Origin of the sequence: Kitasatospora sp. HPM-01-4 (assembly GCF_051374625.1) — a bacterium.
GTDB lineage: Bacteria > Actinomycetota > Actinomycetes > Streptomycetales > Streptomycetaceae > Kitasatospora.
In genome coordinates, this window is sequence record NZ_JBPQGP010000005.1 from 8,400,194 (window position 1) to 8,424,997 (window position 24,804).

26 protein-coding genes are annotated in these 24,804 nt (G+C 71.7%); 7 read left to right on the plus strand and 19 right to left on the minus strand.

The window, feature by feature from the left end; genetic code table 11:
- Positions 1–47: 47 nt before the first annotated feature.
- The 17 genes from ACSMTC_RS36485 to ACSMTC_RS36565 all read right to left on the minus strand — a co-directional run bounded on the left by ACSMTC_RS36485 (position 48) and on the right by ACSMTC_RS36565 (position 15,363).
- The gene (locus ACSMTC_RS36485; RefSeq protein ID WP_436564026.1) at positions 48–1,022 is read right to left on the minus strand and encodes a DUF6529 family protein; all 975 of its coding nucleotides are present in this window, start codon (positions 1,020–1,022) and stop codon (positions 48–50) included.
- Positions 1,019–1,972 (minus strand): metallophosphoesterase family protein, encoded by a 954-nt coding sequence (locus ACSMTC_RS36490; RefSeq protein ID WP_436564027.1) that lies wholly within the window; start codon positions 1,970–1,972, stop codon positions 1,019–1,021. The genes ACSMTC_RS36485 and ACSMTC_RS36490 overlap by 4 nt, the downstream gene beginning before the upstream one ends.
- Positions 1,969–2,499 carry a cupredoxin domain-containing protein gene (locus ACSMTC_RS36495; protein WP_436564028.1) on the minus strand — a complete coding sequence of 177 codons (531 nt, stop codon included), beginning with the start codon at positions 2,497–2,499 and terminating at the stop codon, positions 1,969–1,971. Before ACSMTC_RS36495 ends, ACSMTC_RS36490 begins: the two co-directional genes overlap by 4 nt.
- A 361-nt stretch (positions 2,500–2,860) precedes the next feature.
- On the minus strand, positions 2,861–4,933 hold the full coding sequence (locus ACSMTC_RS36500; RefSeq protein WP_436564029.1) for a prolyl oligopeptidase family serine peptidase: 2,073 nt from the start codon (positions 4,931–4,933) through the stop codon (positions 2,861–2,863).
- Positions 4,930–5,709, minus strand: a complete 780-nt coding sequence (locus ACSMTC_RS36505; RefSeq protein ID WP_436564030.1) for an ABC transporter permease — start codon at positions 5,707–5,709, stop codon at positions 4,930–4,932. Before ACSMTC_RS36505 ends, ACSMTC_RS36500 begins: the two co-directional genes overlap by 4 nt.
- Complete coding sequence (locus tag ACSMTC_RS36510; protein WP_436564031.1) at positions 5,706–6,482, minus strand: ABC transporter permease; 777 nt, start codon at positions 6,480–6,482, stop codon at positions 5,706–5,708. Before ACSMTC_RS36510 ends, ACSMTC_RS36505 begins: the two co-directional genes overlap by 4 nt.
- Before the next feature lie 5 nt (positions 6,483–6,487).
- Entirely contained in the window at positions 6,488–7,474 is a 987-nt protein-coding gene (locus tag ACSMTC_RS36515; protein WP_436564032.1) for an ABC transporter ATP-binding protein, read from the minus strand.
- 3 nt (positions 7,475–7,477) lie between these two features.
- Entirely contained in the window at positions 7,478–8,500 is a 1,023-nt protein-coding gene (locus ACSMTC_RS36520) for a hypothetical protein (protein ID WP_436564033.1), read from the minus strand.
- A gap of 378 nt (positions 8,501–8,878) precedes the next feature.
- Positions 8,879–9,430 carry a pyridoxamine 5'-phosphate oxidase family protein gene (locus ACSMTC_RS36525; protein WP_436564034.1) on the minus strand — a complete coding sequence of 184 codons (552 nt, stop codon included), beginning with the start codon at positions 9,428–9,430 and terminating at the stop codon, positions 8,879–8,881.
- A complete protein-coding gene (locus tag ACSMTC_RS36530; protein ID WP_436564035.1) occupies positions 9,427–10,173 on the minus strand; it encodes an SDR family NAD(P)-dependent oxidoreductase in 747 nt (248 codons plus the stop codon). Before ACSMTC_RS36530 ends, ACSMTC_RS36525 begins: the two co-directional genes overlap by 4 nt.
- Positions 10,170–11,198 carry a Gfo/Idh/MocA family oxidoreductase gene (locus ACSMTC_RS36535; protein ID WP_436564036.1) on the minus strand — a complete coding sequence of 343 codons (1,029 nt, stop codon included), beginning with the start codon at positions 11,196–11,198 and terminating at the stop codon, positions 10,170–10,172. Before ACSMTC_RS36535 ends, ACSMTC_RS36530 begins: the two co-directional genes overlap by 4 nt.
- Positions 11,199–11,969: a hypothetical protein gene (locus tag ACSMTC_RS36540; RefSeq protein WP_436564037.1), complete on the minus strand. Its 771-nt coding sequence runs from the start codon at positions 11,967–11,969 to the stop codon at positions 11,199–11,201.
- Between the two features lie 59 nt (positions 11,970–12,028).
- Positions 12,029–12,733 carry a hypothetical protein gene (locus ACSMTC_RS36545; RefSeq protein ID WP_436564038.1) on the minus strand — a complete coding sequence of 235 codons (705 nt, stop codon included), beginning with the start codon at positions 12,731–12,733 and terminating at the stop codon, positions 12,029–12,031.
- Entirely contained in the window at positions 12,730–13,179 is a 450-nt protein-coding gene (locus tag ACSMTC_RS36550) for a hypothetical protein (RefSeq protein WP_436564039.1), read from the minus strand. The genes ACSMTC_RS36545 and ACSMTC_RS36550 overlap by 4 nt, the downstream gene beginning before the upstream one ends.
- Entirely contained in the window at positions 13,176–13,799 is a 624-nt protein-coding gene (locus tag ACSMTC_RS36555) for a class I SAM-dependent methyltransferase (protein WP_436564040.1), read from the minus strand. Before ACSMTC_RS36555 ends, ACSMTC_RS36550 begins: the two co-directional genes overlap by 4 nt.
- Positions 13,772–14,482 carry a dTMP kinase gene (locus ACSMTC_RS36560; protein ID WP_436564041.1) on the minus strand — a complete coding sequence of 237 codons (711 nt, stop codon included), beginning with the start codon at positions 14,480–14,482 and terminating at the stop codon, positions 13,772–13,774. The genes ACSMTC_RS36555 and ACSMTC_RS36560 overlap by 28 nt, the downstream gene beginning before the upstream one ends.
- Entirely contained in the window at positions 14,476–15,363 is an 888-nt protein-coding gene (locus ACSMTC_RS36565; RefSeq protein ID WP_436564042.1) for an HAD-IIB family hydrolase, read from the minus strand. The genes ACSMTC_RS36560 and ACSMTC_RS36565 overlap by 7 nt, the downstream gene beginning before the upstream one ends.
- A gap of 589 nt (positions 15,364–15,952) precedes the next feature.
- Here ACSMTC_RS36565 and ACSMTC_RS36570 point away from each other — a divergent pair.
- From ACSMTC_RS36570 to ACSMTC_RS36590, 5 genes are read left to right on the plus strand one after another with little or no spacing between them, the layout of a single operon-like run.
- Positions 15,953–17,140, plus strand: coding sequence for a hypothetical protein (locus tag ACSMTC_RS36570; RefSeq protein ID WP_436564043.1), 1,188 nt, complete (start codon positions 15,953–15,955; stop codon positions 17,138–17,140).
- Positions 17,137–17,955, plus strand: coding sequence for a formyltransferase family protein (locus tag ACSMTC_RS36575; protein WP_436564044.1), 819 nt, complete (start codon positions 17,137–17,139; stop codon positions 17,953–17,955). Before ACSMTC_RS36570 ends, ACSMTC_RS36575 begins: the two co-directional genes overlap by 4 nt.
- A complete protein-coding gene (locus ACSMTC_RS36580) occupies positions 17,939–18,910 on the plus strand; it encodes a hypothetical protein (protein ID WP_436564045.1) in 972 nt (323 codons plus the stop codon). Before ACSMTC_RS36575 ends, ACSMTC_RS36580 begins: the two co-directional genes overlap by 17 nt.
- Entirely contained in the window at positions 18,907–20,238 is a 1,332-nt protein-coding gene (locus tag ACSMTC_RS36585; RefSeq protein ID WP_436564046.1) for an aminotransferase class III-fold pyridoxal phosphate-dependent enzyme, read from the plus strand. The genes ACSMTC_RS36580 and ACSMTC_RS36585 overlap by 4 nt, the downstream gene beginning before the upstream one ends.
- Positions 20,238–20,414, plus strand: coding sequence for a (2Fe-2S)-binding protein (locus ACSMTC_RS36590; RefSeq protein WP_436564047.1), 177 nt, complete (start codon positions 20,238–20,240; stop codon positions 20,412–20,414). Before ACSMTC_RS36585 ends, ACSMTC_RS36590 begins: the two co-directional genes overlap by 1 nt.
- A gap of 193 nt (positions 20,415–20,607) precedes the next feature.
- Here the strand turns inward: ACSMTC_RS36590 and ACSMTC_RS36595 are convergent, their stop codons facing one another.
- Positions 20,608–22,233 (minus strand): FAD-dependent oxidoreductase, encoded by a 1,626-nt coding sequence (locus ACSMTC_RS36595; RefSeq protein ID WP_436564048.1) that lies wholly within the window; start codon positions 22,231–22,233, stop codon positions 20,608–20,610.
- A 65-nt stretch (positions 22,234–22,298) separates the two neighbouring features.
- Between ACSMTC_RS36595 and ACSMTC_RS36600 the strand changes: the two genes are divergently transcribed.
- The gene (locus ACSMTC_RS36600) at positions 22,299–22,751 is read left to right on the plus strand and encodes a MarR family winged helix-turn-helix transcriptional regulator (RefSeq protein ID WP_436564049.1); all 453 of its coding nucleotides are present in this window, start codon (positions 22,299–22,301) and stop codon (positions 22,749–22,751) included.
- A gap of 281 nt (positions 22,752–23,032) precedes the next feature.
- Positions 23,033–23,332: a DUF1330 domain-containing protein gene (locus tag ACSMTC_RS36605; RefSeq protein WP_436564050.1), complete on the plus strand. Its 300-nt coding sequence runs from the start codon at positions 23,033–23,035 to the stop codon at positions 23,330–23,332.
- A gap of 59 nt (positions 23,333–23,391) precedes the next feature.
- Here ACSMTC_RS36605 and ACSMTC_RS36610 read toward each other — a convergent pair whose 3' ends face one another.
- Complete coding sequence (locus ACSMTC_RS36610) at positions 23,392–24,804, minus strand: MmgE/PrpD family protein (protein ID WP_436564051.1); 1,413 nt, start codon at positions 24,802–24,804, stop codon at positions 23,392–23,394.

A 24,804-nucleotide genomic window follows, 5' to 3' on the forward strand; every position in this document is an offset into this window, starting at 1 on the left:
CGCGGGAATCCGCTGTCGGCTGTCGGGAGGGGAGCCTCGCGTTCCGCTCAGAGACCGGGGGCGTGGAGGCCGTTCAGGTACCAGAAGGCGGCGGCGTACCAGACCAGGGCGATCGCGGTGACGAGGGTACCGCCGGCCAGCGGGAGTGCCCAGCCGGGCCAGCGGCGGTGCCGGACGACGATGACCTTGGCGACGAAGGCTCCGTAGAGGAAGCAGCCGGTGAGCGAGTGCAGCGCCACACGGGTGGGGGCGAACTGGACGCCGTAGGCGGTGATGCAGTGCCGGGCGATGGGCAGGGAGAGCAGGAAGGCGGTCAGGCCGATGAGGCGGTGCGTGGTGTGGACCCTGTGCGGCGCGGCTCGCAGCGCGGGCAGGCGGCCGTAGATCCACAGGGCGAGGAGCAGCTGAATCAGCGCCAGGCCCAGGAGTGCGGAGCCCAGTTGGGCCTTCAGCAGTCTCGCGTCGTCGCCGCGGTTCCCGAAGAGGCTGGCCTGGTAGTCAGGGGTGTGTACCCGGCCGAACCAGAAGAGGCCGATCGCCACCGCCACGGGCAGGAGAAGCCACAGGACGTCGTAGAGCCGTCGGTGGCGGGCGGGGCGGGCGAGGCCCTCCGCGTGATCGGCCGCCCCCGCTCTCGATTCCGCCGCAGCCTCGGACACCCGCCAGGCGACCAGGATCAGCAGGACGAGCGCCTCGACGATGAGGCTGAGCAGGGCCTGCGGGGCGGGTTGCAGGCCCTGCTCGGAGAACCCGAACAGTCCGACGGTGCGGGACGCGGCGAAGGCGGCGAGCGTACAGATGGCGATCGTGGCGGCGGCGATTCGCAGTAGCGGGGGCGCCGCCAGCAGAAGGAGCGCGGCCACCGCGAAGGAGGTGCTGGCCTGCAGCAGGAACAACGAGCCGACGACGTCGACGTAGCGGTATCCGTCGATGTAGAGCTGGGCGTGGATGTATCCGCTTGCCGCGAGCGCGGCGGCGAGCACCAGGCGCGGTGCGAGGGAGGGCAGGCTCCGGGTGTTCATACGAGTTTCTCGTCCTTGACGGCCAGTGCGTGGGTGCCCTGCCAGTAGTTGACGGTCCGGATGCCGAGTGCGTCCTTGAGGCGTCCGGCGGGCAGCACCTGTGGAAGCGGGGCGGGGCCCTGGCCGGGTTTGGGGAACGGGTAGCAGGTGGGGGCGGCCGAGTGGAAGGTGATGTTGCCCTCGGTCTTGGAGAACAGCTGGTGGACGTGCCCGTTGAGGCACGTGACCGAGGAGAAGCGGCGGAACATCGACAGCAGCTGCACCGCGTCGTCGGTGCCCCAGCCCCACGCCGGATACATCGCGAACAAGGGGATGTGACTGAAGATGACGATGGGGGTGTCCGAGGACAGGCCGGCGATGTCCTTGCGCACGAAGTCGATCTGGTCGTTGCCCAAATGGCCGAGCTGTTCCAGGTGCAGCGTGTTGACCAGCGCGATGAAGTGCACGCCGTGGGTGTCGAAGCTGTACCAGCCGTCACCGAGGGTGTTCTTGCCGAAGGCCTGTCGGTAGGCGCGTGGTCCGTTGTCCCCGATCGAGTCGTGCTCGCCCGGCACGGTGAAGACCCGGTCCGTGTCCAGCTGCGACAGCATCTGCTTGACCTGGTCGAACTGGGCGGGGGTGGAAAGGTGCGTCAGGTCGCCGCTGTGCATGACGAAGGCGGGTCGGAACCCGAGGGAGTTGACCTGGTTGATCGCTGTGCCGAACGTCCCGGCCACGTCCATGTTGGCCGGGCCCTGGAAGCCGATGTGGCTGTCGGAGACCTGCACGAAATGCAGGTCCGCGCTGCTTGCCGGGGCCGCGCTCGACGAACCGGGGATATGGCTGATCACCTCTCCCGCGACGACGGTCAGGACCACGGCGCCACCGAACCAGGCGGAGTGCCGCATGAGTTGGCGGCGGGTCATGCCGTGCCTGCCGCCGCCGTCGGAGTCGTGTGTGTCCTCGGTCATGGGGTCACCTCCACGGTGGCGGTCATGAACGGGTGGATGGTGCAGAAGTAGGGGTAGGTGCCGGGTTTGTCGAACGTGTAGCTGTAGGTGTCGTTGGTGGCCAGGGCCGGCGACTGCAGCGGACCGCCCGACCCCTGCTTGCTGGTGACGGTGTGAGCGTCGGGGTCGGTGTTGGTCCAGGTCACCTTGGTGCCCGCCTTGACCGTCAGCGTGGCCGGGGAGAACGCGAAGTTCTTGATCGTCACCGCGTTGGCGGCCGCCGGAGCGGACGGCTGGCCGCCGTACGGCGGGGCCGAGGAGGTGCTTGGTGGTGGGCTGACCGAGACCGTACCGCTCGTTCCGGAGGCGCCGGGAAACCCCGGCAGCGTCTGGCCGGGGCCGGGACTCAGCGCGCCGGCGGGTTTGGAGGATGATCCGCCGCACGCGCTGAGCAGTCCCAGTGCTCCGGCGACGGCGACGGCGACAGCGGCGAGGCACGCCGTACGCGACCGCCGGACCGGCGGAGAGGAGTTCGCATTCATGGTCATCGTTTCTTCTACGAGTCCCCAGCCGCACGGGCGGGTGTGATCCAGGACCAATCCGGGATCGGTCTTCTCAGGCGGACGGACGACCGCGTTACACCCGCCGAAGGACGCTGAAGGGGTGTAACCCGGTTGGTCACCCTATGTGAGCAGACGGTGGGTTCCAGGCAGCGAAACGAATTCCACGGCGGAGTCTTGGTGTTTCACTCCGGCGGCGGGCAGCGAAATGCCTCGATCGAGTGGGTGGCCGGCCGGGCACCCTTCCTCTGCCCGCACAGACGCCCCAACTCGCCGGGATCGCAGTGTCAGAAGGCGCTTTCGCGTCCGTGGTCATGATCCGGACACGGCCCCGAGCGAAACGCGCAGGCTAGCAGTCGTCACGGTCGGGCCCCGCGGGTCGCAGCCCGACCAGGTCGGTGGTGAAGGCCAGCCGGTCGGCCAGCCAGCCGAGGACCTGGTCACGTGGGATCACACCGTGCCCGGCGTGCCGCTGCTCGCGCAGCAGCACCGGGGCCGACGCCGGGTCGGCCCCGGTGGCGTGTTGCAGGGCCGCGCAGAGCTTGCGGGCGTGGACCGGAGGAACCCGCCGGTCGGCGGTGCCGGCCATCAGCAGAAAGGCCGGATAGCGGACGCCGGTGCGAACGTTGTGGTAGGGCGAGTAGGAGAGCAGGGCAGCGGCGTCCAGGGGGTCGGCGCGGTCGCCGTACTCGGCGAGCCAGGCACGGCCGTCGCCGAGCAGGGGATAGCGCAGCAGGTCGGTGACCGGGTGGACGCAGACACAGCCGCGGAACAGGTCGGGCCGCCGGACGGCGGCCGCGGCCGCCAGCAGGCCGCCGTTGGACGCGCCGAACACCACCAGCTGCTCCGGCCCGGTCACGCCGGTGGCGATCAGGTGCTCGGCGACGGCGATCAGATCGTCCACCGAGCGCGGCTTGTTGCGGCCGCGGCCGGCCTCGTGCCAGCCGGCACCGAGTTCGCCGCCGCCGCGGACATGGGCCACCGCATGGGTGCCGCCGGCCAGCAGCCAGGCGTAGGTCTCGGCGTTGAAGGTCCGTTCGGCGCTGATCCCGAAGCCGCCGTAGACGCTGAGCAGCACGGGGCGGGGGCCCTCGGGCACCGGCTCGGCGGTGAGCAGGCTGATCGGCACCTCGGTGCCGTCCGCCGAGCGGCAGCTGGTGCGGTCGGCACGGATCCCGCGGTCCCGCTCCGGCGGAGCGGGCCGGAACCAGTATCCGGGCGTGGCGCCGTCGGCCGGGGCGAACTGCAGCACGGTGGCCGGCCGGCCGGGTTCGGCGTGGCCGATCCAGAGCCGGTTGTCCGCGCCGGGGCTGCCGGTCATTGCCGAGACGGTGCCGTCACCGGGCAGTGCGAGCAGGGTTTCGGCGCCGCTGTCCGGCTGGATCACGGCGACCTCGGTGCGCCCGTCGGCCAGTCGGCAGACCGCCACCCGGTCGTGCATCGGGGCGAAGGCACGGATCGTCGCGCCGGGCCCGGCCGCGGTCAGCTCCCGCCAGTCGTCCGGGTCGGGCGCGGCCGGATCGAAGACGCAGATCCGGCCCCGGGCGGCGCCGAGTTGGGTGAAGGCGTAGATCCGGCCGTCACCGCCGAACCGGGCCGCCGTGAACGCCACGCCCGGCGCCACGAGCTGTCGATGCATCGGTTCGCCCAGCGGTGCCGACTCCAGGTCGGCGATCAGCAGTTCGGTGCGCGGGTCGGCGCCGTGGCGGACGGTGGTGAGCAGCCAGCGGCCGTCGGGCGAGACCGCCGGAACGGCGAAGACGGGCGTTCCGGCGGCGCCCGGTGTCCAGGCGGCCGTGCGGTCGCCGGTGGTGAAGTCGAGGAAGTACAGCCCTGCCGGCGGTCCGTCGCCGCCGGTCCGCGGGTAGAAGATGCCGGTCGGCCGTCGGTCGGCCGGGCCGCCCCAGGCCACTGAGGGGGCGCGCAGATCGTCGGCGACCTCGGTGAGCAGGGTGCCGGTGGCCACGTCGAGGACGCGCAGCGGTCCGTCGTCGATCCCGTCGTCGCAGATCTGGAAGGCGAGCAGGGAGCCGTCCCCAGCGGCGTTCCAGGCGGTGATCCGGGCGCCGGCGGCACTGCCCCAGTGCGCCGGGTCGACCAGCTGGCGCGGGCCGGCCGGCTCCTGGACCACCAGGGTCGGGTTGGCCACACCTGGAGCCTGTTCGGTGTGGAACAGGCGGTTGCCGCGGGCGGCCGGGAGGCCGCGCCCGGGTAGCTCGGAGAGCTCCCGGACGGTCCGCTCGAACCAGGTGCGGTGCGGTGTGGCGTCCAGTCGCCGGCGGGCCAGGGCCTGCTGGGCGGCGAGCCAGTCGGCGGCCGCCGGGTCCGGGCCCTCCAGCGCCCGGTACGGGTCGGGGACCAGCCGGCCGTGCAGGTCCTCGACGTCGGGGCCGCGGTCGAGTGGTGGATAGTGCGTGGTCACGAGAGCTCCAGGGCGGCGGCGGCGCGGGCGCCTCGTTCGATCACCCGCAGGGCGAGTGCGGCGGCGGCCACATAGCCGAGGATCAGTGCGACCTGGCCGACGAGCAGCAGCGCCGCCCCGGGCCGGCCGTCCAGTCCGCGCCGGGCCGCCTCGATGCTCAGCGTCATCGGCATCAGCTCGGCCAACAGGCGTACCGGCGCCGGGAATTCGGAGATCGGCACATTGGCCCCGCTGAGCAGCAGGCAGGTGGTCAGCACCAGTCCCGCACTGAAGTTGATGTCCCGGGTGCGCAGGCCGGTCACTCCGACCAGCAGGCCGAAGGCGCAGGCGGATCCGGTTGAGACGGCCAACGCCAGCAGCAGCGGGGCGAGGCGGCCGGCCGTCAGGCCCTGGCCGGCCAGCAGCCAGCCGGTGGTCAGGGTGACCAGGCCGGTGCAGAGGCCGACGCAGAACGCGGGCACCATCCGTCCGGCGAACAGCAGTAGCCGGTCCACCGGGGCCGCCAGCACCATCACCAGGGTGTTGTTGCGACGCTCCATGGCGACCGCGACGGCCATGCTGAACATGCCGCCGACGGCGCAGCTGTAGAGCGCGTTGCCCACCACGTAGAACGACGCGTCGCGGGTCCCGGCGTACTGGCCGATCCGCAGGAAGAAGATCAGCTCGGCGATCGGCTGGACGATCACGGTGGGGATGAACATGGCCGGCGTCAGGATCCGGAAGCCACCGCGGTAGGCCAGCCAGCTGTCCACGAAGAAGACCCGCAGTCGGTTCATGCCAGTGCCAGCCTCGCCTTGTTCCGAGCGCGGTCCACCAGGACCCGCAGCAGTACCGTCGCCAGCGCCAGGTAGCAGAGCGCCAGCGCCGCACACATCAGCAGTGGCAGGGTGGGGAACGCCCCGCCGGCGGCCGCGTCCTGGACCGCTCGTACCCCCCACATCGGCGCCACCAGCCAGGAGAGCGGGCGGCAGAACGCCGGCAGCGCCGACACCGGCACCAGGATGCCGCTGAGCAGGGCGATCGGGAATTCGACCGCGTTGGCCAGCGCCTGGGAGGCCGGGTAGAGGAAGAGGACCGCGGCGATCAGCAGGCCGAGCACCCCGAGGGTCAGCACGGTGACGGCGACGCAGCCGACGAACAGCACCGGCCGGTGCACGGCCAGCGGGAGTCCGAACAGTGAGTAGCCCCAGGCGACGGTGGCCAGCATCGAGTACAGGCCCAGGACGGCCGACGCGAGCGTGACCGGCAGGATGACCACCGGCAGCGGCATCGGCGCGGCGACCATGCCCTCCAGCAGGCCCATGAACCGGTGCCGGCTGATGGCCGCGCCGGAGCCGAACAGGGTGGAGGCCCACATGCCCAGCAGGCCGGCGCCGATCGCGATCTGGGTCGGCGACTCCCGCCCCGGCGCGTGTCGGAAGAGCAGGAAGGCGATGGTCGCGAACAGCACCGGCTGGACCAGGGCGGTCATCAATTGCAGCCGGGCGGTGCCGAGTTGCTTGAGCTGGAGCCAGGAGGCGGTGATCAGGAAGCGGGCGACGGCCCGCACCCCCGTCACGGTGCACCCGCCGGGGCCGCCTGCCCGCGCTCGGCCGCGTCGGCGACCAGTCGCAGGTAGGCGTCCTCCAGGGTGGGTTCGCTGACCGTGATCCGGCCGATCGACAGGCCCGCCAGCACCTCCAGAGCCGCGGCGGTGGCGTCGTGCCGGGCGTCGGTCTGCAGATAGACCACCTGGCCGCCGGCGCTTTCGGCCACGTTGACCAGTGCCACGCCGGGCAGTTCCCGGAGCCGGCCCAGATGGCCCTCGTCGACGCCGTAGGACTCGATGGCGGTGATCTGGCGGCCGTCGGTGGCGATCTTGAGGTCGGCGGCGGTGCCCTGGTAGATCCGGCGGCCGTGGTCGATCACGGCGAGCCGGTCGCAGAGCGCCTCGGCCTCCTGCATGTAGTGGGTGGTCAGCAGGACCGTCCGGCCGTCCGCGGTGAGCGACCTGACCAGCTCGCGCAGGTCCCGGCCGGCCACCGGGTCGAGTCCGTTGCTGGGCTCGTCCATGATGACCACCTGAGGGTCGTGCAGCAGGCCGCGGGCGATGTGCAGGCGCTGGCGCATACCGCGGGAGAACGCCTCCACCCGGTCCCCGGCGCGGTCCGACAGGCCGACCCTCTCCAGCAGTTCGGGGACCCGTCGGCGCCTGGTCCGGTAGTCGAGGCCGTAGAGGTCGGCGAAGTAGACCAGGTTGTCCCGGGCGCTCAACCGGTCGTAGAGACCGCGGTCGCCGCCGAGCACCACGCCGAGCCGGCGGCCGACCTCGCGCGGCTGGGCCACCACGTCCAGGCCGGCCACCCGCACCCGGCCGCTGGTGGGCAGCAGCACGGTCATCAGGATCTTGATGGTGGTGGTCTTGCCGGCGCCGTTGGGGCCGAGCAGGCCGAACAGCTCGCCCGGCTCCACGCTGAGCGAGAGGTTGTCGACCGCGCGGCGGACCTTGCCCCGGCCGGTCTGGAACTCGCGGACCAGGTCGGTGATTTCGATGGCCGGCATGGTTCAGGCCTCGTCGGTGCGCAGCACGCCGGCAGCCACCAGGTTGGTGTAGTAGGGGTCGACCACGCTCTCGGCTATCCCCAGCAGGCCGGCGACCAGGGACACCGCCTCGGCCCGTGGGCGGCCGTGCGCCGCGCCCCAGAGCAGTGCGCCCTGTGGGCTGATCCGGACCGCGCGGCTGTCCTGCCGGTTGAGCAGCACCGGGCCGGTGGTCAGCGCCGGGGTGACGCTCGGGTCGCGCCGTGGCAGGTGGGGCTCGGGGTCGACCACGATCGGGTACTCGAAGCCGGTGATCGCGTGCACCAGCAGGTCCTGGCCCAGCCAGAACGCGGTCTCCGCCGGGACGGCCGGGTCGTGCAGCACCTCGGTCACCCGCGTGCCCAGTCGGTCGCCGATGGTGCGGCGCCAGCGGGTCCAGACCCACTTGGGGCCGACGTAGGCGTCACCGCGTGAGATGAGCAGGGCCTCGGCCGCCCCGATCAGCGCCAGTCGGCCCAGGTACTGGACCGACGTCAGATCACCCACGGCCAGCGCGCCGAAGGCGTCCTCGGCCCGATTGCCGGTGTCCACCGCGAGGCGGGCGATCACCAGCTTGCCGATGTCGTCGGCGGCGGCCCGGGCCCGGGCCTGCAGGGCGGTCAGGGTGCCGGCCCGGTCGTCGGCCAGCACCTCGCCGAGAGTGAACCGGACCAGCCGGTCCAGCACCGGCAGCTTGCCGAAGCTCAGTTGGGACATGTCGTGCTCGGCGACCGCGAAGGTCTCGGCCCCGGCGACCAGTTCCGCCAGGTTCGCGGGGTGCACGAACTCCAGGTCCACTCGGGTCTCTTCGACGAAGATCTGCTCGCTCCCGGCCCCCCGGTCGGACACCGCGAACAGGTCGATGTCGGAGGCCGGCGTGCCGAGCCCGGCCAGCGGGGCGCCGCTCAGGTACGCCGGAACGCCCGGATGGCGCTCCAGGGCGATGGCCGCGGCGGTGCGCGCCCAGGCCAACTGCTCGGGATCGTGGGGTGGGAACTGGGTGAACATCAGGTGGGTCCGTTCTCGCTGCACACGGGTCGTACGGGTAAGGGGTGCGAGGCGGCCTCGGCCGCCTCGCACCCCTGGTGATGCAACCCCTCGCGGGGAGTCATCACATCTCGTGCGTGCCGGAGCCGGACTCCAGGACGATCAGCTCGTCACCCATCTGAAATCACCTCCCTCCTGAAACGGTGCGCAGAGGCAGCTGCGCCTGGACTGCATTCCGCCGCGTGGTGCGGGGATTTGAAATTAGCAGTCGGCGCGGCTCGAACAGAAGATGGTTGCCGAAAATCTTATGAACGTATACGAAGTATACGGCCGAGGAAATGCCGCAGCTCGGACGGTCGCTACGGGGCGGCCGATCCGGAGCCTCGAGTCAGACTGGCGTCAGGCTGGCGATTTCTCCGCTGGTGGCCGCTTGGGCAGCGGCGGATCGGCCAGGTGGCGGTTGATGGCCGCGGTGTCCCACAGATGGCTGAATTTCGCCGCGCGGCCGCAGTGGTAGTAGGCCTCGGTCACGCTGATCAGCAGTCCTCCGGCCAGCCGGCCGGAATTGTCGAAAGTCGTCGACAATTCGGTCCAGCGGAGATTCCCGCGGGGGAGGACTTCGGCGGTCCCGTTCACCCGGGCGGTCTCCGGGAATCCCGGTATGAGAAACAGCAGGCCGATTCCCGGGTTGGCCCGCAGATTGTGCCAGGTCTGGAAGAGCCGGTTGCCCGGCTCCTCCGGGATCAGCAGGGTGTGCGGATCGAGGACCCGCACGAAGCCCGGCGGACCGCCGCGCGGCGAGGCGTCGTGGTTGCCCGCGCCGTCCGAGCTGGACAGCACGGCGAATGGCGACAGGGCGATGAACTCCTGGACCCAGGGCTGCAGTTCGGACCTGATCTTGCGGACCACCCGCGGCAGCGGCGGCTCGAACGGATCCGCCGGCTCGGTCACGGCACCATCACCGCACCACCGTTGACGCTGATCGTCTGGCCGGTCAGGTAGCCGCCCGACGGGCCGACCAGGAACGCCACCGCCTGCGCCACGTCCACCGGCAGACCGACCCTGCCCAGCGGGATCCGGGCGCCCTCGGCGGCGAAGCCCGCCGCGTCGAGGCCGGGTTGCGCGGTCTCGGTCATACCCGGTGCCACCGTGTTGACGGTGATCCCGAAGCCGCCCAGGGCGCGGGCCATGGACTTGCCCAGCGCCACCAGGCCGGCCTTGCTGGCCGCGTAGTGGGCGCCGCGCGGCGAGCCGGTGAAGGCCGCGGTGGAGGCGATGTTGACGATGCGCCCGAAGCCGCGTGGCGCCATCAGCCGGGCCGCCCGCTGGGCGCACAGGAACGCGCCCTTGAGGTTGGTGTCGAGCACCAGGTCCCAGGTGTCCTCGTCCAGCTCCAGTACCGGAGCCCGGGGGAACACCCCGGCGTTGTTGACCAGGATGTCCAACGGGCCGAAATTCTCCGTCAGTTGGTCGAACATCCGGTCCACCTGACGGCGGTCGCGGACGTCCGCGCGCAGCGCCAGGCACGAGGTGGGCAGCTGATCGAGGCCGGTGGGCCGGGAATCCTCGTCCGGATGGTTCACCGCCACCCGGGCACCCAGTCGCGCCAGCTCCGCCACCACGGCCGCGCCGATGCCCTGGTTGCCGCCGGTGACCAGCGCGGTGCGGCCGGCCAGCGGGGTGTCGGCGGTCATCGGACGCTCCCGGTGAGCTGGTCGAGCACCTCGTCCAGCACCAGGTAGGTGTCCAGACAGTTCGCCAGCGGCGAGGTGCTCGGCCGGCGCCCGGTGACCGACTCGTGGAAGGAGGCGAGTTCGGGGCCGTAGCCGGTGCGGTCGTAGCCCCCGCGCCGGCTGGGCCAGTCGTACCGCAGGGTCTCCTTGGCGTCCAGCAGGCCGGTTCCGGCGGCGCCGGCCGGGCGGCCCAGCACCAGTGTGTTGTGCTGCTCCAGTACCCCGGTCACACCCTGGTCGGTCACCAGCTCGCAGCGGTACTCCAGGCGATTGGAGTGGTTGCCCAGGTGGACGGTGGCAAGCCGGCCGTCGGCGTACTCCAGTGTGATCCGCACCGCACGGCGCCGCTCGTCGATCAGCGCCTGGTGGGCCGACACCCGTTCCGGAGCGCCCAGTTCGCGCAGCACCAGGTCGACCGCGTGGGTGCCGAGACCCTGCAGCAGGCTCTCCAGGACGGTTTCGCACTGCCAGGCCGGGGCGAGCGGTTTCGCCGACACCATCCGCACGTCCATCGCGCGCAGCTCGCCGTGGGCCGTCAGGGCGCCGCGGAGCTTCCGGTAGGACTGCCCGTAGGGGAAGTTGAAGCCGACGAAGGCCACCGTGCCGGGCGCGGCGGCGAGTTCGGCGGCGATCAGACGGCGCAGCGCGGCGGTGTCGGGGGCCGGCGGCTTCTCGACGAAGACGCTCAGGCCGGCGGCGAGTGCCGCACCGACCACCTCGGCGTGCAGCTCCGGGGAGGCCGACACCACCAGGGCGTCGACCACCGACGGGTCGACCAGGTCGGTCCAGGTGTCGGTGGCGTACCGGGCCTGCCAGCGCTCGGCGGCCCTGGTCGCGGACTCCAGCCGGCTGGCCGCCACCGCCTCCAGCCGGGCCCCCGGCAACTGGGCCAGGACCGGCAGCAGCTGCTCCTCGGCATGGCTGCCGGGGCCGATCAGTCCGTAGCGCAGGGGAGCCGCGGCGGCGGAGAGTCGATGCAGGGCCATTCAGATGATCCCGAGCTCAGGGAGGGTCTCGCACCAGTAGCGGTACTTCTCGACGGTCATCTGCCGCTCCGCCCGGCGCTCGGCCGACTCCTGGTCCTCGCCGACCCGCCAGAACATCTCGCCGACCTGGGCCTGCTCCGGTTCCACCTCGGGCAGTTCCGACTGCTCCCGGAGCCGGCGCACCGCCTCGGCGCGGCCGCGCGCCTCCTTGAACATCACCGGTGCCCGGTCCTTGACCGGATTGCCGCGCAGCACCAGGGAGATGGTGCCGAGCTGGGTGAACGGCGTGGAGTGCAGGGCGTTGTGGTGGATGGTGAAGCAGTCCCCGGCGCGGTCCTCGTGCAGCATCACCGGCTGCACGTCCTCCGGCAGGGTGTTCTCGTCGAACCCGTTGCGCGCGTGGTAGTTGCGGTGCAGGTAGTCGCCGCGCAGCACCAGGTTGGTGAACGAGAAGCGGTGGTTGTGCGCCAGCTGCTGCTGGTAGGCGGTGGACATCCGCAGCCGGATCCGCAGGCCCTTCTCGACGTCGTCCCAGAGGACGATCTTGTCCTCGACCACGTCCTCCTCGCACTTGGCCCAGAGGTAGGGGTCATGCTCGACGGCGAGCAGCAGGCGGCGGAACAGTGCCTTGTCGGCGGCGAAGTCCCGGATCAGGCGCTGGGTCAGGACGGCCGCCTTCGGCAGGTCCTCCCAGTCGATCCGGTCGATCTCGTCGAAGAGTTCGACGCGGGTGTTGTTGACGTGCACTCGGTCCGGAGATTCGGTTGTCACGGACGGCCCTTTCCTCTACGGGGTCGGATCACTGCGCGGTCGCTCGGCAACGTTCGCGGTCAGATGACGCCGAGCTTCTCCAGCCGCTCGCGGATCTCCAGATAGGCCTCCAGGCCCATGCTCTTCTGCCGGTGCCGGCTCTCCGGCTCGTCCTGGCGGCCGAAGCGCCACCACAGCTTGCCGCTCTCCTTGTCCATGATCACCGAGCGGTCCTTCTCCACCGGCCCGCGCAGGAAGAGCGAGACGGTGTCCGGGGTGGTGAACGTGGTGTGGATGGCGCTGTGGTGCAGGGTGTAGCAACTGCCCGGCGACTCCCAGCGGGTGAGGTGCGGGGTCAGCCGCTCCAGGTGGGTGTGGCCGCGCGGGTCCGGGGTGTCCCGGTTGAGGTACCGCAGCGCCTCCTGGTCCGGGCCGTCGGCGTAGAGGTCGCCGTCCAGGTGGTACCAGGTGTGGGTGTAGCCGCCGGTGACGATCCGGCTGGAGAACGAGAAGCGGTGATCGTGCGGCCGGTCGTAGTGGTCCTCGGTGGAGATGTGCAGCCGCAGCCTGAAGCCACGGTCCAAGGCGTCGTAGAGGACCAGGTAGTCGAGCAGCTGGTGGCGCTCGCACATGGCCAGCAGCTCGGGGCGGTGCTCCACGCCGTACACCAGCTCGCGCAACGCCGCCTTGTCGCCGGCCAGCCGGTGCACAACCTCGCGGGTCTGCTCGCCGGCCGCCTCGAAGTCGCTCCAGTCGACGGTCAGCTGGTCAAGCTGGTGGCTCATATGTGCTCCTCGCGAGTGGTGATGGCGGCGATGGCCTGGGTGCACGCGTCCCGGAACTCGACGGCCTGCCGGTCGCCGGTGGTGTCCGGTACCCAGTCCGGGTGGGGCGCGGTGGTGCGCTCGAGTGCCCGCTCCAGCGCCGGCAGGGCGACGGGCGAGGCGATCGCGGTGAGCGCGGCCACCAGCTGCCGGTTGGAGATCTCCAGGCACTGGCGGTCCAGGATGTCGGCCAGTACCTGTGCGTACCCGGGTTCCGGGTGCTCGGTGCAGACCGGCAGCAACAGGTCGACCGCGTCCCAGTCCTGCCGGGCGAGTGCGGTGCCCAGGGTCTGCTCGACGAACTCGGCCGCCTCCGGGTGCCCGGCCAGCAGCTCGGCGAAGTCCTGCTCGGTGCGCCGCCCGGCGATGGCCTCGCCCAGTGCGGCCGCGAGGGTCTCGATGCTCATGCGTTCCTCCGCAGCACGCCGACGCCCGGCCAGGCCTCGGTGGTCCGGTAGACCACGCTGACCTGGTCGGCGAACTCGGCGGCGAATTCGTCGAAGACCTGGGCCAGCCGGTGGTCCTCGTAGAGGGACAGGTCGTCCACCACGATGTGCCCGCCCACGGTCACCCGCGGGAGCACGTTGCGCAGGTCGGCGGCGCAGATCGCGCGCCGGTGGCTGCCGTCCACCCCGACCAGGTCGAAGCTCTCGATGATGGTCGGGACGGTCACCGTGGAGGAGCCGTCGATCCAGGTCACCTGCCCGGCGAAGCCGCGCGAGGTGAGCTGGGCGGCGGCCACGTCGCGGTGACCGCGCTTCTTCTCGTTGACGGTGAAGAAGTCGCAGAGGGTGATCCGTTCCAGGGCGGCGGAGGCGTCCAGTACGACGGCCAGCGAGCCGCCCTCCTTCACCCCGATCTCCAGATAGCTGCGCGGCTGGGCGGCGGCGGCCACCCGGCGCAGCGCGATCCGGTACCACGGCGAGTCGAGCTTCTTGAACGGCAGATCCGCGCGGTGCAGGTGGATCGGCGCACGAGGGTCCTGGGCCCCGATCGCTGCTATCTCGTCGGCCATGTCGGCGAACAAAGGTCCTCCTCGGGATGGTCGGTTCGGCCGACGGGGGTGCGGCGGGCGAACTCGGCGATGACGTTGGCGGTCCGCTCGGGGGTGGCGTCGGGGCCGGGATCGAGAACCAGCCAGCCCCGGTCCTCGGCCATCCTCAGCAACTCCTGGCGGATCAGACCCTGGTAGGCGCAGAACGACTCGAACGGCGGTCCGTCGAAGCCGTCCCAGCGGCCCAACTCGGTGTCCTTGAAGTCGGTGCGGCGCTGCCAGGCGGTCTCCGGCGGCACGTCGAGCAGTACCACCAGGTCGGGTTGCGGCGCCGGCTCGAAGAGCGACTCGACCCAGGCGGGGTCGAGCGGTTCGCGGATCAGGGTCTTGGCGATGTTGCGGTAGTACCAACCGTCCATCACGGCGAGCTCGCCGTCGGTGGTGAGGTCCGGGCGCAGCCGGGACAGGCCCGCGTACCAGGAGGCGATCAGCAGGATCCAGTGCGCCGCGCCGAAGGTATCGCCGGCTGACTCGGCCGAGGCCCATATCAACTGCCGCAGTTGTTCGGCCCGTTGGGTGGTGTCCGGGTCCGCCGGGCCGATCGCGTGCTTCCCGGCGGCGACCGGTCCGACCGCCTGCGGAGCGAGCGCTCGGCGGACCAGTGGAGCCACCGTGGACTTGCCGCTGCCGTCGATGCCCTCGATCACGATCAGCACGGTGCGGCTCCGCCGGCTGAGTGCTCGGCGAGCAGGAAGCGCACCACGCCGTCGTCGTTGTTGCCGCCGACCACCAGGTCCGCCTGCTGGAGGGCCTGCGGATGGGCGTTGGCCGGCGCTACCGATCGGTCGGCGACGGCGAACATCGGCAGGTCGTTCAGGTGGTCGCCGAGCACGGTCAACCTGCCCGCCGGCCGGCCGAGCAGTTCGCGCAGCCGACGCACCGCGGTGCCCTTCTCCGCCTGCGGATGGACGATCTGGAGCTCGGACCAGCCCGGCACGTAGTGGTTGGGAGCGTGGGTGACCAGGGCGGTGTCACCGAGCGCGGCGGTCACTCGGGCGGCCAGCGCGGCGGCCTGACCGTCGGGGGCGAAGGTGGTCACGGTGGCGATCCGCTCGCCGGGTGCGACATCGGGCGCCCCGGGGTGCGGACGCAGTCGCGGGTCGCCCATGGCCTGCTTCTCGGCGATGTACCAGGCGGTGCCGGGATTGCTTCGAGGGCCGAAGCCGACGTGATCGGCGGTGCCGTCCCAACTGGTGAGCACCGCGTCGAGGTCGAGCGTCGCGAGGATCCGCAGTGCCGCGTCGGCGGTGTCCGGATCCAGCAGCCGGTGTTCCAGGTGCCGCCCGTCGACCGGGTCGGTGATGAAGGCGCCGTTGAGCTGGATCAGCGGCAGCCGCAGCCGGACGCCGGCCAGCAGACGGCGTACCGCCGGCAGACTGCGGGCGGTCGCGACGGTGAATTGGACACCGGCGTCCAGGAGTCGGTTGAGGCCCTGGAGCGAGGCCGGGCTCAGCGTGGCGTCCGGTCGCAGCAGCGTCCCGTCAAGGTCGCAGACGTACAGGTCGTCAATGGGAGGGCCGGACTGATCGGAACCCAATAAATCATGCATCATGATGTACTCCGCTGAACAGGCCCAAGTCGTACGCGATTCATCGGTGGCGGCAGGGGAGGCCAGTTTAGGACGGAATCCCCCAGCGCGGCCGACGCTTCCGGTGACGACCGAAATTCCCCACGATTATCATGTGAAACGGAGGTTAACACGCGTCCGTGTGGCCATGTCAATAGTCTGGTGGCCTGCGGATTCGGTTGAAGATGTGCCGGATGCGTGGTCTATGTAGATAAAATGGCGAAGCGTCGGAAGTCCGTTTTGCTAAGTTTGGCAACTTTTCTGGGCTTGTGACGCGGTATCAGATGTCCGGATCGGGTGAGGCGATGGTCTTTGGGTGTCGGTTTCGGGCCTTCCGTGCCCAACTCCGGTCTGTTATGGTCATGATCGGCTAGTGTTCGTTCCTATATCTTCGGGGGAATCTGGTCGCGCCGGTCTCGGATCAATGGCGCGCTTCCCCGAACCAATCGGCCATCCGCCGAGTACGTCTTTTAATCCTTCTCGCAAGCAGGTCTGACGGGCGATCGGCGGAATCATCGGGGTGCGGCGCCGCGACCCCTGGAACAGTGAAGGTGGAATGGTGCGGAACAATCCTGGAGCTGGCGCCGAGACCGTCTCGGTACCGCTGCTGCCGGTCGAGGTGCACTGCCACGGGTTCGCCGGCGTCGACTTCTCCGAGTTCGATCAGTTGGATCTTCTGGCCCTGGAGCAGGTCTGTGCCCAGGAAGGTGTGCTGAGCATCCCGACGCTCTACCTCCACCGTGAACGGCTGGCCGAGTTCGAACGGTTCATGGCGCGCTATGCCGCGATGCGCAGCGCCGGCCGGATCCCGCACGTGGTCGGCGTGGCGTTGGAGGGGCCGCTGCTGGCCAGTCATGGGGGCACGCCCGCCGCCACGGTCTGGGCGCCCACCCGCCAGGAGTGGGAACGGCTGGCCCGGCTGGGCGAATCCGGCCTCTGCTACATCGTGCTGTCGCCGGACGCGTTCACCCCCGCTTCCGACTTCCACGGCCAACTGACGGACCGGCACCCGGGCTTCGACTGGATCATCCCCACGCTGGTGGGCCACGGCGTCCGTCCGGCACTCGGCCACTTCACCCGGGCCGACCCCCGGCGCAGCGCCGAACTCGTCGGTGAGATCGTCGACTTGGCCTGGTCCGCCGAATGGAACGGCACCGGGGACCGGGTGGTGACCGACCATCTCTTCAACGACATGCCGCTGAACATCCGGCACGCCTTCCGTACCACCCGGGCCCGGGCCGGCCGCGATGCCGCCCTGGCCTCCTACGACCTGCCCGGCTGGTCACTGGCCGCGATGGACGAGATCGCCGGACCGGTGCCGGCGGCGATCATGCGCGAGGCAGCCGCCGGCCGGATCGCGGCCTGCATCAACTTCGACGGCGAGCACGTGGATCTGGCCATCGCCACTCGTGCGGTCCAGCTGGTCGGACCCGAGCACGCGATGATGATGACCGACCGCTGCGACTCGGCCCGGCTCGGCGGCCAGGTGCTCTCCCAGGGTGAGGAGAACGGTCTCTGGTACCAGGAGAACGGCGTCGTGGCCGCCGGATCCCAGCCGCTGGCCCAGCAGTTGCGCAACGCGCTCGGCCAGCGGATCGAAGGCGAGCAGCTCTGGAACCTGGCCGCCGGTACCGCCCACCGGGCCTTCGGCATCACCCCGCCGGCCGCCGAGGACTTCGCGGACGGCCTGCTGTCCGCCACCCGGCAGGCCTGGTCGGCCCTGGAAGCGGCCGGCGGCCAACGATGACCGACACCGCCGTGCGCCGGCTCTCCACCGGCGGCCCGCTGCGGATCGGCGTGCTGGTCTCGGCCACCGGCGCCAATCTGCGCACCCTGCTGGCCATGGAACAGGCCGAACCGGAGTCCTTCCAGGTCTGCCTGGTCGCCTCGCACGGCAGCCGGGCCAAGGCCCTTGACGTCGCCCGGGAGCACCGGGTGACGACGTGGACGGGCGACTTCGACGCCAGCTGCGGTCTGGCCTCCGAAGCCCGCGACGCCCGGGCCCGGGCCGGCTACCGGGAACGCGCCCGCGCCTGGCACGACGGCCTGGACCGTCGGATCGCCGCCTGGGAGACCGAGCACGGCGCGCTCGACCTGATCGTGCTCGCCTACCACCGCTGGATCGAGGGCGACCTGCTCGACCGGTTCCGCGGTCGCATGATCAACCAACACCCCGGAGACCTGGCCCGGTTGGCCCCGGACGGCACCCGGCTGCTGGTCGGCAACGACCCGGTCCGGCTCGCCCTGACACTCGGTCACCGGACCACCCGGACCTCCTGCTTCCTGGTCGACGAGGGCCAGGACAGCGGCGCGCTGCTCTGCCAGGGCCCACCGGTGCCGACCGGGGGCCGGACCGATTCGGTGGCGGATGCCGAGAACCTGGAGCTGCTCCAGAAGGAGCGCAGTGACCGGCCCTGCCTGGAATGGACGGTCCGGGCATTCGCGGCCGGCCGACTGGCGCTGGCCGCCGAACGCCACCCGGACGGCAGCCCGGTGGTGCTGGTGGACGGGGTGCCGACACCCCTCGGAGGAAGGAGGCTCGGCGATGCCGGCCACGACTGAACGGAGCGGCCGCACCGCGGTGGACGAGGCCGCGCTCGCCGAACTGGCCCGCGACCCCCGCAAGCGCGACTGGTACCGGTACGACACCTACCTCCGGGAGGGGCTGAGGGCCTTCGCGACCCGGTTCGGCTTCGCCACCGTACGCGACCTCACCTTCCTGGTGCTCAAGCCGGACGCGGTGGCGGGTCGCCGCTGCGAGCTGGTGCTGGACACCCTGGCGGCCGACGGCTGGCACCCGGTGGCGGCGACCACCTTCCGCTTCGACCCGCTGCTCACCCGCGAGCTCTGGCGCTACCAGTTCAACGCCGCCTCCGAGCAGCGCATCGCCGTGGTCGACCACCTGCTCGGCTCCGGTCGAAGCCTGCTGGTCCTCCTGGAGGACCGCGGCCGGCCTGCCTGGCTGCCGGCCAGTGCCCGGCTGACCTCGGCCAAGGGGGTGGCCGACCCGAGCGGCTCGCGCTCGGGTGATCTGCGCACCCGGATCGGCCGGGTCAACGGGCTGTTCAACTTCATCCACACCGCGGATGATCCGGCCGACGTGGTCCGGGAGCTGCAGCTGTTCTCCTACCGGACCGGCTGGGACTGGTGTGCACCGGTCCTGAGCAGCCATCAGGTCCCGGATCAGGAGAGGTCGGCGGCGGCGCAACGGGCGATCCGGGCCCTGCTGGACGAGCTGGAGCACGAGACGCCCGCCCACGACCTGGACCTGGCCGCCTCGCTGGACCGGCTCGAGCGACTGGACGGGCCGTGGGGCAGCTGCGCCCGGGACCTGGCCGCCCCGGAGCACATCGAGGACTGGCTCGCCGTGCTCCGCGACACCCCGCTGCCGGCCGGTTCGTCCCGCTGGGACGTGCTGGCCGTGCTGACCGGCTGGATCGAGTGCAACGAACCCGGCGTCGCGGCGCTGCTGCCCACCGGCAAAGCCGATGACTGGCGCCCGCAGGAGGACGCATGACCCCGCCCGCCCCCGTCGTACCGGCCCATGTCGGCGCCGGGAACCTGATCTACCGTGCCGCCGAGGTACCCCGGTTCGTCCGGGCCGAAGGCAGCATGCTGTACGCCGCGGACGGGCGCCGCTACCTGGACGCCGAGGCGGCCAACGGCAGCGTCGCGTTCGGCTACGACAAGGAGATCCTGCGCGCCGCGCTGCGCTACTGCGAGGATCTCCCGGCGCTGCCGTCGTTCTGCGAGTCGGAGCTTCGGGTCGGGCTGCTGGCGCGGCTTGAGGCGCTGTTCAGCGAGAGCGTGGGGCAGCCCGGCCGGGTGGAGCTCGACCTCGGGGGCGCCCAGGGGATGGAGACCGCGCTGCGGATCGCGTTCAGCAACGTCGGCCCCGGCACGGTGGTGGTCTTCGAGGGAGCCTTCCACGGCCGGTCCGGCATCACCAGCATGCTCAGCTCCAGCCCGCGCTACCGCGAACTGCTGGCCGGGTGGGGCCTGGAGGTGGTCCGGCTGCCGACACCCGACTGCAACCGGTGCGGCCACGCTCGACCCGAGAAGCCGGGGTGCAGTTCGGGGTGCAGGGCCGCGGTGACCCGCTGGGGTTCGGAGCTGACCGGGGTCGGCGGCCCGGGCTTCGGTCGCCGGGTCAGCGCGTTCGTCTTCGAGTCGGTGCAGAACGTGGGCGGGATGGTGGAACCGGACCCGGAGCTGCTGCGCGGCGCGGTGGCGCACGCCCGGGCCAACGGGGCGGTGGTGATCGCAGACGAGATCTTCACCGGCATGCACCGGACCGGTCCCCGCTGGGGGTTCCAGCGCGCCGGTGTCGTTCCGGACGTCGTGGTGGCGAGCAAGGCACTGACCAACGGGGCCGCAGCGCTGAGCGCCGTCTGGGCACGCGAGCCGCTGGCCGACCCGGAGCACTACCGCCCCGGGAGCCACTCCTCCACCTACGTCGGGATCCCCCACGCGCTGGGCGTGGTCAGTGCGGTGCTGGACCGCTGGGATGCCTGGCCCGACCCGGTGGCCGACCTGCGACTGCTCGAGCGCGGGATGGCCGAGCGGCTGGCCGGGCTGCGTGAGCGGCATCCGGACCTGGTCACCGAGACGGCCGCGTTCGGTGGCGCGGCCCGGTTGGTGCTGAGCGGGGACGACGCTCCGAGGCTGCGTCAGCTCTGCCTGGGCGTGGATGCCGAGCTGGGGCTGATCGTCGCCTCCACCGGCATGGCACCGAACGTGATCAACATTCATCCGCCCCTGGTGATCGGCGAGGCCGAGCTGGACGCGATGGCCTCGGTGCTGGACCAGGCGCTGACCGCCCTGGCGAAGGAGGCGGCGGCGTGATGCCCGGGACCGACGAGGACCCGCTGGTCTGCCTCTGCGCCGAGGTCCGGGAGAGCGAGATCCTGGCCGCGATATCCGAAGGGGTGGCGGATCTGTCCGCGCTGCGGGCCGCCACGGCCGCCAACACCGGGTGCGGGGACTGCCGTCCGGACCTGGAGGAGCTGCTCGCGGGTTGACCCGGGTCTTCGGGAGGCGCCGGGCCCGGGCGCTCGCGGAGCGGGCCGGCCGAGTGCCGCCCACCGTAGTCGGCCGCCTTCCTCCGGGAGCGCGGCGACCGAGGCCTCGGCGGCGGCCAGGGCCCGCCGCCGCGGTCGTCGTTCCACCTGGGCGGCGGGACACGGGGCGATGCCGTTTCCGGAGCTCGCACGATCATCGTGGCGAAGGGGCGGTACCGGTGTGCCGGCCCCCTTCCGCCTGCCGCAGGCCGGGGACGCGTGCCAGGACGCTGTCGATCGTCGTGGAGTCGAGGTGGTGGCCCCGGGCCGAGAGGTAGCCGTCCGGACGTATCAGGATCCAGTGCCCGGGGTCGGCGGCGAGAACCCGGTGGAGCGTCAGGTCGGGGTCGGGGATGGTGCCGGCGCCGGGGCTGCCGGCGGGGCCAGGCGTGATCAGGTGGGTGCGCAGCCAGGCGGGCGAGGCGGCGGCCGGGGCCGGCGCGGTGCCGGCGGCGCCGAAGAGCAGCAGGTGCCAGGCCGGTTCGCGCAGGGCGGCGCGCAGCATCGTCCAGCCCGGGCTGTCCGCGTCGGCGGCGCCGACCTGGGTCAGCCGCTGTCCGGGCCGCGGGCCGGCGGCAGCTGAGGCGTTCACGTGGTCAGGGACGGTGAGTGGGCTGTCGGCGTAGTGCAGGGCCAGGCCGGACATCTCGCGCACCAGCCGGCGCAGGAAGGGGCGGTCGGAACCGCGGGCGTCCTCGGCGGTGATGGAGACCATGGCGATCTCCGAGACCTCCCGCGTGCTGGTGAGCAGCGCCCGGCCGACCGGGAGGCGCTCGGCGTCGTAGGTCTCCAACAGCGCGGGACCGGCTTCACCACGCACCACCATGGCCAGCTTCCAGGCGAGATTGTGGACGTCCTGCAGGCTGACGTTCATGCCCTGCCCCGAGGCGGGGGAGTGGACGTGCGCGGCGTCGCCGGAGACGAAGCACCGGCCGACGTGCATGGCGGGAACGGCGCGCTGCTGCACGGTGAAGGACGATACCCAGGTCGGCTCCTCGATGGTGACCCGGGTGCCGAGCGCCTGGCCGATCCGCGCGCCGAACTCGGCGGCGACCAGGTCCGGCCGTCCCGGGTCGCCGTGTCCGGTGGTGTCGAGCAGCCGCCACTTGTGCGGGTCGGGGAACGGGAAGAGCAGCACCGCGCCGCCGGGCGGGAACAGCCAGTGGATCGCGTCGCGGGCCAGTGGAGCGTCGAGCCGCGCGTCCGCGACGAGCCAGGTGTGCGCGGTGTCGCCCTGGAGCGGCAGTCGCAGGGCCTTGCGGACGGTCGAGTGGCCGCCGTCGCAGCCCCAGAGGTAGCGCGCGCGGACGGTCTCGGTGTGCGTCCGGCCGTCGGCGGTGTGCTCCAGGAGCACCTCGACCCCGTCGGGGTCCTGGGTGAACGAGCGGAGCTCCGTGTGCCACTCCACCGTGACGCCGTGGGCGGCGGCATGGCCGCGGAGAACCCGTTCGGTGATGACCTGGTCGACCATGAACATGTACGGGAACCGGGTGGGCAGGCCGTCGTACTCGTACGCCATGCGTACCGGTCCGTCCGGCAGGTGGCGCACGAACGCGTTCACCCGGGTTCCGAAGGGCGCGAGGTCGCCCAGGATGCCCAACTGGTCGTACAGCTCCAGCGTTCGGGAGTGGGTGTTGAGCGCCCTGCTGCTCGTGGCCGGGCCGGACTTGGCGTCCACCAGGCGCACCCGGACGCCCCAGCGCGCGAGTTGTAACGCGGCGGTCAGCCCGGCCGGTCCGGCCCCGGCGATGAGAACGTCCACGTCGTGGTTCGACTGCATCTGGACCTCCCTGTGTCACCTATGCTGACACTGACGATACGCCGAGTCAGGAAAAGAGCAACCAGATGAAGCAACTCGATTCTCCGGAACCGGACTTGTCGCTGCTCGCACTGCTGATGCAGCGCACCCGCTGGTTCCAGGAGGAGCTGGTCCGCCGCCTGGCGGCAGCCGGCGTCGTGCCGATCACCCCGGCCCACCTGACCGTGCTCGCGCATCTGTGGGACCGCGACGCGGTCAGCATCGCCGAACTCGCCAGACGCGCCGGCGTGACCCGGCAGACGATGCACCGGGCCGTGCGGCAGCTGGTCGACGAGGGACTGCTCTCCACCGAGGCGGGCTCGGGCTTCCCCCGTGCCGCGCTCGTCCGGGTCACTGGCGACGGCGCCCGGCGCCGCGAGGTCGCCGCCCGCATCCTCGCCGAGCTGGAGGACGAACTCGCCGCCCACCTCGGCGCCGAGAGCCTCGCGGCGCTGCGCGAGATCCTCTCCCGCCCGTGGCCCGGCTCCGTACAGCCTTGACGGCACACCGCATGGCGGCCGGTGGGGATCTGACGGAGCATCACCCTTGACCTTCCGCGCGCATTCCGTAGAGTCGACGTCAGCGGGCGTTGACGCTGAGCGCCGTCCGATCGGGGCGAACCCCGGTGATGCTCCGCTGCAACGACCGCGAGGCCACCGCCTTCACCGCGAAGTGGCACCGGTGACCGCAACCCGCCGACCGCCCGTGGTCATCAGCCGCCGTCCGGAGGGCGACGTATGACCACGGGCCTCGCGGAGCCCGCCGAAAGGAGGGTCCACCAGTGACCGTCTACGCCCTGGCACAGCTCACGATCACCGACCGGAGCCGCTACAACCGCTATCAGAGCCGCTTCATGGAGGTGCTCGGCCGATTCCGGGGGCGTCTGCTGGCTGCCGACGAGAACCCCTCGGTCGAGGAGGGCGCCTGGGGCCACCAGAAGGTCGTTCTGCTGTCCTTCCCGGATGCCGCGGCGTTTCGGGAATGGGCGGACTCGCCGGACTATCAGGAGATCGCCGCAGACCGGAAGGCCGCTTCGCACGGGGTCGTCCTGCTCGTCGCCGGCCGGCAGGAGGATGACTGACGCCATGTGACGAAGCGTCAACTTTCCTTCGGCTACAACGTTTTCGGAAGCCTTTCAGGTCAGCTCATGGTGTCGGCGGTGAAGGCGGCGGCGAAAGCGGCGTCGAGGGCGGGCAGGAGGGCGACGGCGCCGTCGGGGTGGGGGGCGAGGGCGGTGGCGGCACGGACGGGGGCGAGGGCCGCTGCGGGCAGGGCGGCGGTGTTGGCGGTGAACTTGGCGTCGACCTGGGCAGGGGTGAGCGGGCGGGCCGGGGAGCCGAGGGTGTCGGCGACCCGGAGGGTGCGGACGGTGCCGTCGCGCAGCCGCGCGCGCAGGGTGCAGCCGAGGTGTTCGGGGAAGGCGGCGCTCTCCCGCCCGCCGGGGCGGCAGTGGACACGGGCGGCGAGGGCGAGCAGGGCGGGGTCGCGGACGGCGTCGTCGTGGAGGTCCTCAAGGGCGATGCCCAGCCCTCCTCCGCCGTGCAGGGCGACGGCGACCGTGAAGGGGGCGGAGAAGCGGGCCGCGTAGCCGCTCGGTGGTGCGGCCTTGGCCGCGGGCGGTTCGGCGACGGTGCGCAGGACGGGTTCGGGCAGGTCGAGGTGGACGGTGTCGATCTGGTCGGGGCGTACCCCTTGGGCGTGCAGGCGGGTGGCGAGTTCGACGGCGGGGTGGGTGAAGCCGTTGGTCGGGTAGGGCTTGACGACGGTGGCCAGATAGTGCCACCGCTCGCCGAGGTCCTCGGTGAGGGCTTCGGCGCTGGCGTGGGGGCCGATGAAGGCGTTGAGGTAGCCGAATCGGCCTTCGAGGGCGGTGGGGGCACCGGTGAGGCCGTGGGCGGCGAGGGCGGCGGCGGTGGTGCCGGCTGCGGCGGCCCAGCCGGCGTGGAAGGGTTTGACGGTGCCGCCGACGCGGTTGGCCTCCAGCAGGCCGGAGGCCAGGCTGGTGGCGATCGCCAGGGCGTGGGCGAGGCGCTCGGCGTCCAGGCCGCGCAGCAGTCCGGCGGTGGCGGCGGCGCCGAGCGTCCCGCACAGGGAGGTCATGTGCAGGCCTCGGTCGAAGAGCGCCGAGTCGTTGCCGTCCAGGGCGGCGGCGCCCGCGCGCAGGGCGATCTCGGCGCCGACGGCGGTGGCGCGTAACAGCTGGTCGGCCGGCGCCTCGCGGGCATGGGCGAGGGCGGTGGGGACGGCGACCGCGCTGGGGTGGACCATGGTGGGCAGTTGGGCGTCGTCGTAGTCGTGGGCGTGGGCGGCGGTGCCCAGCCACCGGGCGGCGGCCGCGCGCGGCAGTTCGCGCAGTGCGCGGCCGGGGTGATCCTCGGCGAGGTGGCGGGCGACGGCCCGGGCGGGGTCGGTGCTCGCGCCGGCGGCGATGCAGCCGTAGGTGTCGAGGAGGGCGAGGGCGGTGCGCCGCTCGACGGCCTCGGGCAGGCCGAGGCGCTGGCAGCGGAGCGCGAAGTCGGCCAACTGCCGTACCAGTGGGGCGGGTTCGGGCAT

What these genes read in the sequence shown, in the direction of transcription:
- ACSMTC_RS36485 (WP_436564026.1), bottom strand. Translation starts at nt 1,022, where the DNA reads ATGAACACCCGGAGCCTGCCCTCCCTCGCACCGCGCCTGGTGCTCGCC.
- ACSMTC_RS36490 (WP_436564027.1), bottom strand. Translation starts at nt 1,972, where the DNA reads ATGACCGAGGACACACACGACTCCGACGGCGGCGGCAGGCACGGCATG.
- ACSMTC_RS36495 (WP_436564028.1), bottom strand. Translation starts at nt 2,499, where the DNA reads ATGACCATGAATGCGAACTCCTCTCCGCCGGTCCGGCGGTCGCGTACG.
- ACSMTC_RS36505 (WP_436564030.1), bottom strand. Translation starts at nt 5,709, where the DNA reads ATGAACCGACTGCGGGTCTTCTTCGTGGACAGCTGGCTGGCCTACCGC.
- ACSMTC_RS36515 (WP_436564032.1), bottom strand. Translation starts at nt 7,474, where the DNA reads ATGCCGGCCATCGAAATCACCGACCTGGTCCGCGAGTTCCAGACCGGC.
- ACSMTC_RS36520 (WP_436564033.1), bottom strand. Translation starts at nt 8,500, where the DNA reads ATGTTCACCCAGTTCCCACCCCACGATCCCGAGCAGTTGGCCTGGGCG.
- ACSMTC_RS36530 (WP_436564035.1), bottom strand. Translation starts at nt 10,173, where the DNA reads ATGACCGCCGACACCCCGCTGGCCGGCCGCACCGCGCTGGTCACCGGC.
- ACSMTC_RS36535 (WP_436564036.1), bottom strand. Translation starts at nt 11,198, where the DNA reads ATGGCCCTGCATCGACTCTCCGCCGCCGCGGCTCCCCTGCGCTACGGA.
- ACSMTC_RS36545 (WP_436564038.1), bottom strand. Translation starts at nt 12,733, where the DNA reads ATGAGCCACCAGCTTGACCAGCTGACCGTCGACTGGAGCGACTTCGAG.
- ACSMTC_RS36550 (WP_436564039.1), bottom strand. Translation starts at nt 13,179, where the DNA reads ATGAGCATCGAGACCCTCGCGGCCGCACTGGGCGAGGCCATCGCCGGG.
- ACSMTC_RS36575 (WP_436564044.1), top strand. Translation starts at nt 17,137, where the DNA reads ATGACCGACACCGCCGTGCGCCGGCTCTCCACCGGCGGCCCGCTGCGG.
- ACSMTC_RS36580 (WP_436564045.1), top strand. Translation starts at nt 17,939, where the DNA reads ATGCCGGCCACGACTGAACGGAGCGGCCGCACCGCGGTGGACGAGGCC.
- ACSMTC_RS36585 (WP_436564046.1), top strand. Translation starts at nt 18,907, where the DNA reads ATGACCCCGCCCGCCCCCGTCGTACCGGCCCATGTCGGCGCCGGGAAC.
- ACSMTC_RS36590 (WP_436564047.1), top strand. Translation starts at nt 20,238, where the DNA reads ATGCCCGGGACCGACGAGGACCCGCTGGTCTGCCTCTGCGCCGAGGTC.
- ACSMTC_RS36595 (WP_436564048.1), bottom strand. Translation starts at nt 22,233, where the DNA reads ATGCAGTCGAACCACGACGTGGACGTTCTCATCGCCGGGGCCGGACCG.
- ACSMTC_RS36600 (WP_436564049.1), top strand. Translation starts at nt 22,299, where the DNA reads ATGAAGCAACTCGATTCTCCGGAACCGGACTTGTCGCTGCTCGCACTG.
- ACSMTC_RS36610 (WP_436564051.1), bottom strand. Translation starts at nt 24,804, where the DNA reads ATGCCCGAACCCGCCCCACTGGTACGGCAGTTGGCCGACTTCGCGCTC.